Raw genomic sequence first — 14,431 nt, 5'->3', positions numbered from 1 at the left:
GTTAGAATATCGTCAACGTTCTCCACCATGCTTCACTCCTACGCCTTGCCAACGCCGCTGCCATGTCCTTTGTCGATCACTTGATGCGTTTCGCGCTTGCCCCGGCAGGGCGTCACTTCCTGCAGGCGATTCGCCATCCCGAAGAAGCAAAAGCAGCCCAGTGGAAAGCGATCTGGAGCGAGGTCGGCGGCAGCGCTTTCTGGCGAAACGAAGGAGGCTCGTCTCGGCTAGAGGACTTCCCGATCCGCGAGTACGAGGCTTTCCGTCCCAGTATCGAACAAGGCTTCGAGGAAGGAACGAGCCAGCTCTCGACCTTGCCAGTCCTGTACTACGCCACAACCGGGGCAACCACGTCGAAGCGACCCAAGCGGTTTCCGATCACATGCTCGTACGGCACACAGATGAAGGCGGTCGGGTCAGCCTATGCTTGGAGTGTCTTGCAGCGGGCGAGCGATCTGAGCTGGGCGGGTAGTCTCACGCTGACCAGTTCGGCGCCGCAAACCTGCTCGCCGCATGGGGTGCCGATTGGTTACGCCAGTTGGTACGCATTGCACTTACAAGGTTTCGTCGGGCGATATATCTCACCGATTCCGCAGGCAGTCCTCGCCGACGATGCCATTTATCAAGAGTGGGGACCGCTGTATGCTTTGTCGCGCGATCTGGGACAAATCGCTGCCGTGAATGCCGCCAAGCTTCGGGCTTTTGCAGAACAGATCGAGTCGCATCGGGAAAAGTGGCTCGAGTATTTAGATGGCAAGCCGCTGCCCGCTGGCCTGCCACCGTTGAAGATTAAGTCAGCGCGGCGGCGACTGCTTTGCCACGTATTGGACAATGCCCATTGGCTGTTCGAAGAGGTCTGGCCAGCGCTGCGGAACATCTCGTGCTGGCGGGCTGGTGTCAGTGCGTTGCAACTTCCAACCGTGCAAAAGTGGGTGGGCAATGTCCCTCTTCGCGATGCGCCACTGGCTTGTACTGAGGCTTGGCTAACCGTGCCGATGTGGGACAATCGGATCGGTGGTCCGCTGCATACCGGTGCGAACATTGTCGAGATGTTGCCGCTCGGCAGCGAGGATGTCGCCGATATCGTTCAGCCTTGGGATCTTACCGAAGGCCAGGACTATGAATTGCTGCTGACGACCAGCATGGGGTTGGTACGTTATCGCGTGCATGATGTGGTCCGCTGTACTGGGTTCGTCGAGCGCAGCCCGGTCCTCGAGTTCCGCCACAAGACAGCATTTACCTTGCGGCTGGGGCAAGTCAGCATTGCGGAGAGTGACTTGACCGAAGTGCTGGCCGAGCTTGGCTACGAGCCCGCACGCACCTGGTGCGTGGTCAGCAGCCGGACCGGCGATGCCTTGCGGGTACTGGTCAAAGACGCAGCCGACGGGCGCTCAGCTGAAACCGCCCAGGCCGAAGCCGCGCATCTGCGTCAATTGCTGAAACCACTTGATGAGCGACTGCGCGACCTGTTACCGGTTTACGATCACGACCGGAACGTCGGCTGGATGAAGCCGCCAGAGCTGCAGCTTCTCGCCGCCAACCATGATATCTGGGACCAGCCAACCCACGCCCAGGCCAAGCCCAAACTGCTGCTGCCGAGCTTCGTCGACTGAATTCCGCTCGCATCCTTCGGATAGCGATGGACGACTGCGACCCGTCCAAGGTGTGAATCGTGAAGGTTTTCAGAAAGCCGTCAGACCGGTTTGCTTCTCCGATGGGCCCATTGCATAATCACCGATAGCTCGCCAGTTCTTTCTGGGGGCCAGGGCAAGACATACATTCTGACACCAATGATGCATTCCAATCGGGGGAAATGTTCATGTCGCGAAAGAAGCACAAACCGTGGTATCTGTTCGTTTCACTTGCCGTCCTACTGACATCGACGGAGCTGTTTGCGCAGGAAGTGACCGGAACGCTGGGTTCGGCCAGCGCCACAACGACCATCCCTGGCAAGCAACTTCCCGCACCCGCTCCGCCTTTTGGCGGCGTTATCAAAGAGAACGCGATGCAGTCCAAGCCGTGGTGGGCACCGCGTATTGTGCCGCCGAAGGAAGCACCGAACATCTTGCTGATCATGACCGATGACGCTGGCTTTGGCGTGCCCAGCACCTTTGGTGGCGTGATTCCGACGCCCACCATGGATCGGCTGGCGAAGAACGGCCTGCGGTTTAATCGCGTTTTCTCGACCGCACTTTGCTCACCAACCAGGGCGGCGCTGATCACCGGACGAAATCACCATTCGGTTGGCTTCGGAGTGATTGCCGAACAGGCAACCGGTTTTCCGGGATACGATAGCGTGATTCCCAAAAGCAAGGCGACCATTGGACGCATCTTGCGGGACAACGGCTATGCCACCAGTTGGTTCGGAAAAAACCACAACACGCCGACCTACGAAGCCAGCCAGGCAGGCCCTTTCACCCAATGGCCAACGGGACTGGGGTTCGACTATTTCTACGGCTTTGTCGGTGGCGATGCGAATCAGTGGGGGCCGAACCTATTCCGCAATACCACGCAGATCTATCCGTTCGAGCAGCACCAAGGAACGCTGAAAATGGATCGATCCGATCCCAAGGCGGAAACCTGGCCGGTCACGGGGGAAGAAAGCGATTGGAACATGATCACGGCCATGGCCGACGACGCGATCGACTGGATGACACGCATCCATCAAAGTGATCCTTCTCAGCCGATCTTCATGCATTATACGCCTGGCTGTTCGCATGCTCCGCATCATCCGACGAAAGAGTGGGTCGAGAAGATCGAAGCGATGCACCTGTTTGACGACGGCTACGAAAAGCTCCGCGAACGCATCTTCGAGAATCAAAAGCGGCTGGGCGTAATTCCACCAGGCTTGAAGCTGACGCCGTGGCCGAAAGACTTGCTCACTCCGTGGGACGAATTGCCGCCAGAGGCTCAGAAACTGTTCATTCGTCAAGCGAACGTGTTCGCGGCCTACGTGGCTTACAACGATTACGAAATGGGCCGCGTGATCCAAGCTTTCGATGACCTTGGCAAGCTCGACAACACGATCATCATCTATCAGAACGGCGATAATGGTACCAGCGCTGAAGGTGGCCCCGTGGGAACATTCAGCGAAGTCTGCTTTTTCAACGGGGTCGGTACCACCATTGAACAACAGATGAAGTATTACGACGCTTGGGGTACCGAGTTCACGTATAACCACATGTCGGCTGGTTGGTCATGGGCATTCGATACGCCGTTCGACTGGTTCAAGCAGAATGCATCGCGGTTGGGTGGCACGAGTCAAAACATGGTGATCTCGTGGCCTCAGGGAATTCAAGACAAGGGAGGTCTTCGCGAACAATTCGTGCATGTGATCGACTATGTACCGACTATCCTCGAAGTGACCGGCATTGCCGCGCCTGAATATGTCGATGGGATCAAGCAAGATCCGATCGAAGGAACCAGCTTTGCCTACGCCTTCGACAAGGCAAACGCAGATGCTCCTTCGCAACATACGACCCAGTACTTCGAGATGATGGGACAGTATGCGATGTATCACGAAGGATGGTTCTTGAGCACCAAGGTGAATCGGGCCCCGTGGCAAGCGTTTTCGGCCGCGAATCCCGATCCGCTCAACAACCAGGTATTTCAATTGTATAACCTGAACAAGGACTGGAATCAGACCGAAGACATCGCCGCCAATCACCCCGAAAAGGTCAAAGAGCTTCGGGCCAAGTTCCTGGAAGAAGCGAAGAAATACCAGGTTTTGCCGCTGAACGCCTCCGTTGGCGCTCGTGTTGCAGCTGAACGTCCCAGTCTAACGGCCGGTCGCGATACGTTGGTCTATACCAGAGCGATGACTGGACTTCCTCAAGGGGACGCCCCCTTCTTGCTCGACACTTCGTACACGATTTCCGCCGACATCACCGTACCCAAACAGGGTGCAGAAGGGATGATCGTCACCTCCGGCGGTCGCTTTGCGGGATACGGATTCTATCTGCTGAAAGGGAAGCCAGTGTTTCTTTGGAACTTACTGGACCTTCAACGCTTAAAATGGGAAGGACCAGACGCACTGGCCCCAGGTCGGCACATCCTGGAATTCGACTTTCAATACGACGGCAGTGGTGTCGGTACGATGGCCTTCAACAGTTTCGCAGGCATCGGCCAGGGTGGCGTTGGAACGCTCACAGTTGACGGAAAGGTTGTCGCCACACAGCGAATGGAGAAGACCATTCCCATTATCTTGCAATGGGAAGAGAGCTTCGATATCGGCTCCGATACCATCACCGGCGTCAACGATGACGACTATCACCCGCCGTTCCCATTGACCGCTCAGTTTAACAAGCTGACCATCAAGATCGATCGGCCGCAGCTCTCACAGGAAGAAATCGAGAAGCTTACCGAAGGCTTAAAGAAGCTAGAAGCTGGCCGCGAGTAACAGTTTGCGACTCGCCAAGTTATTAAAGCCAGCCGCTCGCTTTTGGGAGCGGCTGGTCTTGGAATGTCATCGAGCACAGCCTAGCGGCAACCACGGCGACTGCTGCTACTCCGCTTCGATCTTACGAAATGTCGACGTCTTCTTATCGTGAGCAACGGCCGCTTCCATCGAATCGAATACCTTGAGCTGGGTCACACGGTCGAGACGCCACCAGTTGTCGTACGTTTCGCCGCCAGCGGCGCTGGTCATCGGAATGACGATGAAGTCTTGATTGCCAATCGATTCAAAACGGACATTCTTTTTCACACCAAAGTAGATGCCATCCATCTCGACGATCACCGCTTTCCCATCAAGCGGACTAACCTTTCGCGGGATAGCTCCCGGGTCGGCGGACAGCGTCGTGAGCACACCCAGGATCATCAGTGTACCAAACGCGGGTATCAGATAGCGACTCATGTTCGACTCCGCATGGATGTATACGAGAAACAGCGCCGGATCGCCTCAGCTTAGCTCGGTTACGGACGGCATGATAGCCATTCTTCAGGAGCGTTTAGCTCGCAATCGGCGTAAAACGCTCGATCCCCATGATCGGTGAAGAATGTTCGAGCACGATCTTCCATTCTCCGTCCATTCGCTTGAGCACGGTGGTGGTGCGAATGTGGATTTGCCAGCGCGAGTTATCCTGCTTGATTCGCGCCTTGAACTTGTGCTCAAAGCTGACGATGGCCGTGTCACCGAGGATCCGCGTGGATGGCTCGATAGCCGCGGAATCGTAGAACTGAACGGCTGCCATATCATCGACATACGCCTTCTTCAAAGCGACAAACCCACGATGCCGCACGCCAGCCGAGACGACCACTTCCAACTCGTCCGATCGATCGTAAAAAGCAGATAGTAGCTCGGCGTCGTTCTTATTGAACGTCGCCGCCCACTGCTGAATGATTTGCTGCGGCTTAGGATCCGCCTCTTGGGCAGCGAGGGCCAAGGGAATCCCAGACAACGCCGCCACGATAGTTAGCGTGAAGAACAGATTGCGATTGGGCATCGATTCGTCTCCTAGAACGCCGCAAGTGTAATGGCTCAAGGCTTTTCCCGTGATAGTGGCATAACCATCTGACGAAAGCCCGCTTTTGCAGAGAAATCGGTCGGCCTGTCGCCCTGTAACGCTTTGAGAGCGAGTTAAAGGGTTCGCATTGCGATATCAGACTCGAGAAAGGTGTCACGTACCATCAGCTTACTGGTTAGTTCGTCTCGTCGCACCAATACAGATCAAATTTCTCACCTGCCTCCAAATCGCACTGAGGCGGCAGAGGCGGACCGAGGACGTGAAACGGGGGGCGGCCTTCTCCCACGTGATACATCATCTTCGGCAAAGCGGAATAGCGGCTGCAACATTCAAGCTTAATGTACGTTTGCTGACCATCTTCGCGAGCAACCGCCACGTTGATCCACTCCGGCACGAAGCCATTGCGCCAAAGACAGTTCGTCACCTCTTCCGGCGAGTGGGTCGTGATTGGATCTTGGTCGTAATCCCCCGGGAAGGTTTTCTCGTCCTCGACACGCGGATTGCCGTCGTACGAACAGCCATAATAGATCGTATAGACGATCGCATCCGGCAGCACGTTCGTAACCATGGTGCGGGTGAAATCGCGTGCGAGCGTGGTCGCTTCGATCAGATGCTTCTGAAACGTCGCTCGCGATAGGTCGATGTTCGCGTAGTTCGTGTCGTCGCTCAACAGAGCCTCGATCTTGGCATCGATATCATCATCTTTCTGATCGGTCATACTGAGGTTCGTCCCAGAAAACGCCTACCATCCCAACCAAGAACATTCGGTTTACTGATCCGCCGTTGGTCGAGATCAGGTGGATCGGTATCGAAGCATTGTAGTCGACACGGCATGAGCATGTCAGGCTCTGCGATTAGTGCGTCCAAGAAGTTTTGCAGCAACTCTTGTGGCTGGACAACTCGATCGCATTGCCCCCACACGCGACAGCCAGCCGAGGTGCCGTGAAGGTTGAAGAACGCCAACGGCTTCATAGCTTTCGAGAAGGCAATGAAGTTGAGATAAAACCCGCCTCCGTCGTGATACTGCTTATCCTGGGCCTCGAACCCGAGGCGTTCGTAGGTCAAATGCATGAGCCTGGCCAGCAGCCAGGAAGCTAACGGTGCGCTGCCCAGCGCAGGCACCTTGCCGGTCGCGATCAACGCCGAATCGATCGGCATCTGAGCGATGGTCACGCCGTCAGGGAAGGTCGACGCCATCCGATGTTGATCCACAACGAAGCCAATTGCATTGTGCCAAAACACACCGTCCACGAGGGAATGGCTCCTCCTTAAACGACGCTATTCCGGTTTCGGCTCGTTCGCTTGATCGGAGGCCGACTTACGTTTGCGTAACAGATCGATCAAGCCCAAGATCCCGCCTGCAAAACCGAGCATTCGCATTCCTCCTTCCAACATGCGAACTTCACGGCCCTCCAGTTCACCGAACTGCCAACTCATGAAATAGAGAACCACGGCGATCAAAAAGATCGTTCCTCGCGGGCTAATGCGGGAAACGAACCAAAGAACGACAAGGCCGATTAGGACGCAGCCGATCATGAAGGCCAGCAAGATCGTCCCATAACTATCAGAACTCGCAATCCCGGGTTGTGCCGCTGAACTCCAATTGCTCTCCCCATGCAAGCCATCCAGGATAGGGCGTAGCAATGGTTTCAACTCGTCCTTTCGTTCGGCAGGGATCAACAATTTCACCTGAATCGCCTCATCCTTCAAAGGGATCTGGACGTTGTACGTAATCCCTTCAAGGCCGTTACCCGTCTCATGAACGGCGACCCCCTGGACGTCGAACCCTTGCCAAGTGGTATCGAACATCTCGCCGACGAATCCGTCTGGCAGGTGCTCGCGTGTGACCCGCTGTCGGCCGATAAAGCCACCCATTTTCTCGATGAGAAGGAGAACAGGAATCTCGCCTTCCTTGATTTCACCATATTGAAACGCGTGGACAATGTTCGGCATCGCGCCAATTAAATCGGGACGCGGAGCAAATCCGTCTGGAAGATCAAGCGTGAAGTGGAGTTTCTCGTCCTTAACCGTTTCTGCCTTCGTTTGCGCATGGAAGAGCATGACCCCGAGGCTTCCCAGCGCAAGAGCTGTGAAAAAGATGCTTCGCCTGGCTTGTTGTGAGTCAAGGAGTGTCATGCCAATACCGACAACGGGAATGTGTCTCTGGAAAAAAGCGATTGTACCCAACGAACCAAAATCGACAATTGTCGGACCAGTTCCATTATTGCCACTTTGGTTCTTCACAGCGTAGCAAAGTCGCCAACGCGTTGATAAAGTGATAAAGCCCCTCCAGTTGATCGACGATCGTCGTCTGCCATCCTTCCTACCCTATCTAGATCGGCACCCATGCGACTATTCATCTTTCTGATCTTGATCGTTTTCTGTCCGTGGCCAGCCTACGCGGATGACTGGCAGCCTCTATTCAATGGCCAGGACTTGACCGGTTGGCGAGCCAACGTCGATCCCAAGGCATTCACCGTTCAAGATGGAATCTTGCGGGTGAACGCCTCCAGTCAAACGCGAGCTCATCTGTTTTACGTTGGCCAGGATGACGATGACCTGGAACCGTTCATGAACTTCGAGTTGGAAGCGATTGCCCGAGCCGAACCGAACTCGAACGGCGGGATCTTTGTGCATACCGACATGTCAACTCGCGATGCGAAGTTGCACCTGGCCAAAGGTTACGAAGTGCAGCTGAATAGTTCCTTGAAAGAAAAGCGGAAGACGGGCAGCTTGTACGCAATTGTCGATCTCGACCAATCGCCGGTCGATGAAACGAAGTGGTTCCGGGTGCGGGTCGTCGTGCAAGACAAGCGAATCACAGTGCATCTCGATGGCAACAAAGTAATCGACTACACCGAACCAGAAAACGTCGAGAGGCCAGCATCTCGCAGCGGACGACGATTCTCGCCCGACGGCGGAGCCATCGCCCTGCAAGCCCACGACCCAGACAGCGTCTGGTATTTCAAAGAGATCCGCGTGAAGCGGTTACCGTAAATGCTTCACATTTCAATCGTGCTTCGTGATAAATGTTCTTATTGAAGTCTGCGCCAGCAATCTAATAGGGGCGACCAACGGAAGCCCCGGATTCGTGGCAAATCGGTCCATTACCATGTTGGATTACGGGCTCAGACATCAATAGTTAACCGAAACGCGCAAATGAGTTATTTCTGCCCGTTTTTTCCTTTAATACCTTCCAAGCCTTCGGCATACTGAACTCGCCCGAGCACATTTTAGGTCGGGCCTCCGCAAAAACTCGATCGGGGGAGCGAGTCGTTGTCGAAGTTGTTTACGCCATTGCGTTCCGTAGTGGGAGAAGCCTTGTCGTTCTCGCTGGAGCTGGATTCTCTTTCTGTCTCGGCGGAGCTTGCCAACTTGGAGGTACACCTCCAACCGCAGAACGACTTTCATGCGGCGAGTCAGGCAGATCAGTTGCTGACTTATCGACCACAAGTGACGTTCGAAACATCCGATGGTCGCGCGACCTGGTTGCCTGATCCGCAGCAGCTGCCTCTGATCGCGAATCATTCTTTGGCATCGCCATTCCCCAATGACGCTCCGTTTTACGGCATATTTGCCCGTTCGCAAGATCTACTAGACGATGACGCTCCCACAGATCGGATGAGCGCGACCTTCGCAATTAATCTAACCGCAGACGCGCCGCTGGTGGGAGGCATCGCGTATTGTGGCTATCCCGAACTTGAGTATTCGATCGATCAATTCGGTCAGTCCTCGGCTAACTATGGCCTGCCACGAGAGTTCCGTCTATCTGTCGCCGCTCATGCGGAAGGTGATCGCAGCGAACGAAACTTCATTGATTCCGATTTGCATTACACGCAGCAAGAGATGAACCACGCCAGCGGATTTCATTTCATGCACATCGAGCCAACCAAAGCGAAGCAGCTATCGCTCAAAGTCTCCGACATTCCGCGCTTGGTTCGCCACATCATCCATCGCACCGATGGCTCCCTCGAAGTCCGCGAATCGCGCGGAATGGTCATCCCGTATCTATATGTTTTCGCCTGGCAAGAGCAAACGCATTACCAGCATCATGTCCCAGGAGGAACGATCGCCGTGGTGACCGATACGCCACGCGAGCCAGATGGGTTGCAAGCAGAACCGGTTCGCGGTCAATGGAGGCGATTCGGTGGGGTGAACGATACTTACCAAACCTTTTCAGGGGCAGCACCGTTCCGGCCAGCAAGTCGGTATCGCGCCAAGCCGACCGATCTACCCGACGTGGGCGAGTCGTTTGTCAGTATGCCAGTTCCGACTCACCAAAGCATTTCCTTGGTTTGTCAACAGTCTGACGAGTTCCTGCGAACACTTTCCGGGATCGAGCTATGGCTGCCGATCCCTTCCAAAGACAATCCGAACCTCGAAGCCTGGGCCAAAGCCGTGCAGCTGCCGATCGGTGAGGTAACTCCCGTTCAAAAGGTAGGGCTGCGAATCTTCGAACTCGATTTTCCGAGCGGGGTCTCTTCGCTTCGTTGCCGAAACAAGGAGCTGCGCAAGTATAAATATTTGTTGGCTGATCGTGTCGTGACAAACAACCAAGACGTTTCTTGGAAAGGGTTGCAGGATCACCTCGCCGCGAATAGTCCGCCTGGTGTGAGTGCGATTTCGTTCAGCCGCCCTTCGAATCTAAAGACTTTCGAGATTGAACTAACTAACTTGGGAGAAGAAGCGGGGCAGTTTGTGGTGATGCTGGCCGAATGGATTCAATCCGCGCATGTCAGTTTGCACCCGATGTCAGGCCGACGCCTCAGAGCGAGCACGCTTCATTTTCGTTTGATCGGCGAGAATCTCGCGGAAGACTATTCGAAACTGGGGGATAGCGACTTCAACTTCTCGGTCGAGCATGCCACCGGCAATGGTCCTGTTCGCAAGCTACTCTCGGTTCGCAGCCTGGCTGATCTTATGCAATCAGGGCATGCCAGGATCTTGGGTAACTCGCGTCGAAGAGCGGTCGAATTTGAAAAGAGTAATGTTTACTCCTCCGATCCGACAAACCCCTATGCCGGTCGCTTTCCTGAAGAAACGGGCGATAACTTCGACGTTCGACAATCCGACTTGACCAGCCATGGCTGGACACAGGTTGAAAGCGGCGATGGTGTTCATAAGCCTGATGGCAAACAGATTGGCGATAGTTACACCACGCAAGAAGCACGCGCTCATACCGATCACCTTTACCCACAAACGTTCCTGAAGCCAGGCACCCAAGTAAAGACGCCTGGTATCGTTCCGACTGAGGATTTGACCACCCCGTGGGAGGCGGCAGCCAACTATTTGAATCTAGGACACGGCCTATTCACCGATACGATTGGCACGGTCGGCAATTGGTTTTTGGCCGATGCCGATTCGTCCCTACTCATTCCTGGTCCGGTCCGTGATCCTGCCACCGGATCGCCTGAGAACCCACTCTCCTATGAGTTCAATTATTGGCGTGGCGTCGCGGAAGTGCCGGTTGTCACCGGCATGAAGTCCGTCGCGATGTCCCCGTTCTCGCCTGTTCCCATCGCCCAAGACTCGGTCAAAGGGTTATTGCTAGGGATCGAAGAACTCTATTCGCAGATCCGCGGGATCGTGCAGCCCGATCCGTTGGCTGCCTGGGGAGCGATCACCAATTTGATAGCGGCTTACCAGACCCTCTCACCCATGTTCCCCGGCTTTCTTCCGGCCAGCCTTCCTGCCCTAGCCGCCTTTAATGCAGGGAACGGGTTTAATGTCGGGGGAAGCGTGCTATTCCTTTCGTCGAGTTCAAGCTTACTGACACCGGCGCTGACGTATCAGCATTCATTCGGCAGCCAAGGTGCCATCTCGAAGTCGTCCTCGAAAACCTGTTTCATGCGATCGGAAACCGTTCGGCACTCCGACGATCACACGCAAGCTCGCTCGGTCTCCGCAGCTGGCGAAAACAAGCGAGTTGTCGAGAGGCGCGAGGTTCCTGGAACCGATCAGCAGCGAATGCGGGGCGCCGAAATCATGTGGAACGGCGAAGCGGTCGACATCGTGTTGGGGCAGATCCCACTCGACGTGTCGTTCCCCGCCTTGGCCGAGCGAGGAAACGGGGCACACGACGAATCTCTGCGGGTGCGATTTGGTAATGGAATCGGGCCCGATATTCGCGTTGATTTCTGGTTCGAAGTGCAGGAGACGGAAATATCTGATGATTTCTGATCATGTAACGCTGGGGAGTTCCTCCTCGTACCTGTTGAATCAGAACGGGCAACCGAATCTAGCGGCGGACATTGGTTTAGCCAATCGGACACCTCGTCTACTACCGGATCAAATCTGGGACATCGCCGGAATCGAATTGTTGCTTGAAAGGACCGATCTTGCGCCGCTGCTGACGATGGCCGATGATCAGCCAACGCCGCTCATCGAAATCCGGGTGCAAAAAGAGATGTTTCCTTCCCTGTTTGCCAATCCGTTTGAAACTCGTACCCATTCCTTAGCCGGAAGCGAGGACTTTCGACGCGGCAAATTTCAGAACTGTTTCGATACCAACGTAAACGGGGTTCCGACCATCGTGTCACGCGGCAGCGACCGTTGTGTCTGGACGTCGGCCATTTATCAGGCGCCGCTTGATCTTTCGTTTGCAGCCGCTTCATGGGAATTGGCATCCTCCCGTCTGATCGATGCGGCACAATTCGAGTACAACATCAAGCTCAACATCTGGCACAACGCGCAAACCGATCGTCCACCAGATGCCACCTTGATGCTGGCGAACCACACCGACGCTGACGACGCCCGTAGCGTGCCGATCGCCTCGCAAGATGCCACCGGTGTGCGGGCGTTTCAGCTGGTTTTCGCGGCGGAGGTCCGCGCGGAAGCGGCATTTTCTGAGACACATCAAATCGATACGCCCGCAGCGAAAGCTTCGATCGGAACGCCGCTGCTGCGGGGCATTCGGTTGGTGCAGAACGTCGAGAACCATCTTTGCTACCACTCGCTGGCCGAGATGATTCAGGCCGCTTCGTTTTATCAGATGCTGCCCTTAGCAGGCGGCTTTCAACAACTGATGCTCATGCTTGACACATCGGCCGTTCTGGTAGGAAGACCTTCCGCGGATGACGCAAGCTCCGACGATTACGAGTTCTTCGAGGTGACGGTGCATGACCCACGTTTCCAACGCGTTCAAGCCCGGTTGGTGGTAAACGAACGGTTGATCCTTCGTGACGCCCGGGAGGCTTGATCGTGCCACCGGATGGGGATGTTTCGACCGGCGTCCTGCGGATGCATGACGATATTTCGGAATCGGTCTTCTCGACCGCCAAGTTCAATTCCGACATCGGACCGGGCGAGGCCAATCGGAAGCTCATCGTCCAAACTGTTCCCTTCGGCGATCAATTCTACACAAAGGTCGTGATGCTTAGCGTCGACGACACCGATCAGTCCTGTGTGGTGGGACGCGGCGCGTTCCTATCGGACTCTTACGAGGAAGCGGCACGCGTTCATTGGCGACTTCTTAACGGAATCAACGCTTACAATGATGCCGAGTTCGTCTATGTCCCGCAGGGAACTCGAGTCGTCAAGGTTCCCATTCCAGAACAGACAGGGACGGGAAGTCCCACCAAGTCGACCGCCCCCGAACGTGAACACCCTGCGACCGAGACGCCCGAGCCAACCCCTGATCCCACGCCACCACCTCCAATTCCCCAAGACAAAGCCACCCACAACAAGCCGCACCAAGAGAAACCTCAGCCGACGGAGGATGGCGTCGCGAGGCGGATCGAACGCGGCTTGCAAGAAGGACTGAAGTCGCGCACGGAAGGGGCAACCAGTCTCAAGCGAGACTTGGAAGATTATGTTGGTTCCGGGGGGGAACATGTTCTTCTTGCGGCGCTCGGAGCTTCGGTCCTTGATGCTTCGGTGCTAGCAATGAACGTGGCCGCGGGCATTCCGTTAGGCTTTCTCGATGTCCGCAACGTTGGCGAAGGGCTGGCCAAAGGAACCTGGGAGGGCGCTCGCGAGGATGCTGAGCGCGTGCTGACCGTCCTTCCCCAAGGCAAAGTGCTGAGCCTGATCGACGATGCGATCACCACCACGCGTGTCGTCGAAAGCTTGCGGCAGGGTGATCTGGCAACCGCCGGCATGCAAGCCGGGGCGGGTGCGTTAGGGCGCGTAAAAGGGGGAAAGTCGACCGCGGGAGATCTATCAGGCCAATCGGCCGCCGTAAGAACGGCCCCAACGACTTCCGCCCCAACTGCGCCAACGGGCATGACGCAGCGTTCATCGCCTCCTGCGTCGACAACGTCCGCTAGTCTCGCCCCTACTTCAGGCTCGGCAATGAGTGGTGGGGGATCGAACGGAAAACCACCGGCGAGTGGTGGTGGAGGAGGAGGAAGTGGCCAAGGTGGAGGTAGCAAACCTCCATCAGGCAGGCAGCCTCAAGGCGAGCCAGTGATCTTCAGCTTGAATGAGCACCGCGACGAGTTGATCGACTTCTGGCTGAAAAAAGCCGCCGAACAGCCTAATACGCCCAAGGGGCACCGCCGCGCGTTACGATTTCGCCGCTATGTCGAAAACATCCGCGAAGGGCGTCGCCCCGGCGCTGGCTTCGTCCGCGGAGAGCAGTCGGAAGTCGAAGTGAGCTATTTCTATGGTGGCGTCGGAGGCCAAGCTGAAGTTGCTTATAAGGGTGGCCATCGACGTGAAAACCGAGTAAAGGACAGCACCGTGCCCGATGTTCGAACCACAACTGCCTACATCGAAGTGAAGAACTACGATTTGCGAACGGACAAAGGATTAAATCGATTGCTATCGAAATCGAAGAAGTCCTCTCTCTATCAACAAATCAAGGCGCGAAAGATCGATACCGATGCAAACATCAAACAACAATCGATCGTTCTGGACACCCGCGGTCAAAACCTTTCCGCCGAGCGAATAACCGAGGTCGCCCACCGAGTCAGCGAAACAACCGGGGTGCCGCTTAGTCATATTCAGATCCTTACCTGGTGAAA

General features: G+C 55.6%; 11 protein-coding genes. 6 read left to right on the top strand and 5 right to left on the bottom strand.

All coding sequences use genetic code 11. The annotated features are described in order from the left end of the window. Nucleotides 1-62: 62 nt before the first annotated feature. A complete protein-coding gene (locus C5Y83_RS07450; RefSeq protein ID WP_105329021.1) occupies nt 63-1,613 on the top strand; it encodes a GH3 auxin-responsive promoter family protein in 1,551 nt (516 codons plus the stop codon). Nucleotides 1,614-1,819: 206 nt separating this feature from the next. Next, nucleotides 1,820-4,399 carry an arylsulfatase gene (locus C5Y83_RS07445; protein ID WP_105329020.1) on the top strand — a complete coding sequence of 860 codons (2,580 nt, stop codon included), beginning with the start codon at nt 1,820-1,822 and terminating at the stop codon, nt 4,397-4,399. Nucleotides 4,400-4,504: 105 nt separating this feature from the next. Here the strand turns inward: C5Y83_RS07445 and C5Y83_RS07440 are convergent, their stop codons facing one another. From C5Y83_RS07440 to C5Y83_RS07420, 5 genes are all read right to left on the bottom strand, one after another. Next, nucleotides 4,505-4,855, bottom strand: a complete 351-nt coding sequence (locus C5Y83_RS07440) for a hypothetical protein (RefSeq protein WP_105329019.1) — start codon at nt 4,853-4,855, stop codon at nt 4,505-4,507. Nucleotides 4,856-4,949: 94 nt separating this feature from the next. Then, nucleotides 4,950-5,444 (bottom strand): YybH family protein, encoded by a 495-nt coding sequence (locus tag C5Y83_RS07435; RefSeq protein ID WP_105329018.1) that lies wholly within the window; start codon nt 5,442-5,444, stop codon nt 4,950-4,952. A 196-nt stretch (nt 5,445-5,640) separates the two neighbouring features. Continuing rightward, nucleotides 5,641-6,183: a hypothetical protein gene (locus tag C5Y83_RS07430; RefSeq protein ID WP_105329017.1), complete on the bottom strand. Its 543-nt coding sequence runs from the start codon at nt 6,181-6,183 to the stop codon at nt 5,641-5,643. Further along, complete coding sequence (locus tag C5Y83_RS07425) at nt 6,180-6,662, bottom strand: hypothetical protein (RefSeq protein ID WP_146117690.1); 483 nt, start codon at nt 6,660-6,662, stop codon at nt 6,180-6,182. The genes C5Y83_RS07430 and C5Y83_RS07425 overlap by 4 nt, the downstream gene beginning before the upstream one ends. An 81-nt stretch (nt 6,663-6,743) precedes the next feature. Beyond that, nucleotides 6,744-7,526, bottom strand: coding sequence for a hypothetical protein (locus tag C5Y83_RS07420; RefSeq protein WP_105329015.1), 783 nt, complete (start codon nt 7,524-7,526; stop codon nt 6,744-6,746). Between the two features lie 285 nt (nt 7,527-7,811). Between C5Y83_RS07420 and C5Y83_RS07415 the strand changes: the two genes are divergently transcribed. From C5Y83_RS07415 to C5Y83_RS07400, 4 genes are all read left to right on the top strand, one after another. Continuing rightward, nucleotides 7,812-8,462 (top strand): DUF1080 domain-containing protein, encoded by a 651-nt coding sequence (locus tag C5Y83_RS07415; RefSeq protein WP_105329014.1) that lies wholly within the window; start codon nt 7,812-7,814, stop codon nt 8,460-8,462. Nucleotides 8,463-8,741: 279 nt separating this feature from the next. Beyond that, complete coding sequence (locus C5Y83_RS07410; RefSeq protein WP_105329013.1) at nt 8,742-11,645, top strand: hypothetical protein; 2,904 nt, start codon at nt 8,742-8,744, stop codon at nt 11,643-11,645. After that, nucleotides 11,635-12,663 (top strand): hypothetical protein, encoded by a 1,029-nt coding sequence (locus tag C5Y83_RS07405; protein WP_105329012.1) that lies wholly within the window; start codon nt 11,635-11,637, stop codon nt 12,661-12,663. Before C5Y83_RS07410 ends, C5Y83_RS07405 begins: the two co-directional genes overlap by 11 nt. Before the next feature lie 2 nt (nt 12,664-12,665). Next, complete coding sequence (locus tag C5Y83_RS07400; protein ID WP_105329011.1) at nt 12,666-14,429, top strand: hypothetical protein; 1,764 nt, start codon at nt 12,666-12,668, stop codon at nt 14,427-14,429. The last annotated feature ends 2 nt before the right edge of the window (nt 14,430-14,431 follow it).

The organism is Blastopirellula marina (assembly GCF_002967765.1).
GTDB classification, from domain to species: domain Bacteria; phylum Planctomycetota; class Planctomycetia; order Pirellulales; family Pirellulaceae; genus Bremerella; species Bremerella marina_A.
The sequence above is the reverse complement of the archived record's forward strand: the minus strand, read 5'-3'. Positions and strand labels throughout refer to the sequence as shown.

Excerpts from the sequence above, each read along its gene's own strand:
- C5Y83_RS07430 (WP_105329017.1), bottom strand. The coding sequence starts at position 6,183 with ATGACCGATCAGAAAGATGATGATATCGATGCCAAGATCGAGGCTCTG.
- C5Y83_RS07405 (WP_105329012.1), top strand. The coding sequence starts at position 11,635 with ATGATTTCTGATCATGTAACGCTGGGGAGTTCCTCCTCGTACCTGTTG.
- C5Y83_RS07415 (WP_105329014.1), top strand. The coding sequence starts at position 7,812 with ATGCGACTATTCATCTTTCTGATCTTGATCGTTTTCTGTCCGTGGCCA.
- C5Y83_RS07435 (WP_105329018.1), bottom strand. The coding sequence starts at position 5,444 with ATGCCCAATCGCAATCTGTTCTTCACGCTAACTATCGTGGCGGCGTTG.
- C5Y83_RS07440 (WP_105329019.1), bottom strand. The coding sequence starts at position 4,855 with ATGAGTCGCTATCTGATACCCGCGTTTGGTACACTGATGATCCTGGGT.
- C5Y83_RS07450 (WP_105329021.1), top strand. The coding sequence starts at position 63 with ATGTCCTTTGTCGATCACTTGATGCGTTTCGCGCTTGCCCCGGCAGGG.
- C5Y83_RS07445 (WP_105329020.1), top strand. The coding sequence starts at position 1,820 with ATGTCGCGAAAGAAGCACAAACCGTGGTATCTGTTCGTTTCACTTGCC.
- C5Y83_RS07425 (WP_146117690.1), bottom strand. The coding sequence starts at position 6,662 with ATGGCGTCGACCTTCCCTGACGGCGTGACCATCGCTCAGATGCCGATC.
- C5Y83_RS07420 (WP_105329015.1), bottom strand. The coding sequence starts at position 7,526 with ATGCTCTTCCATGCGCAAACGAAGGCAGAAACGGTTAAGGACGAGAAA.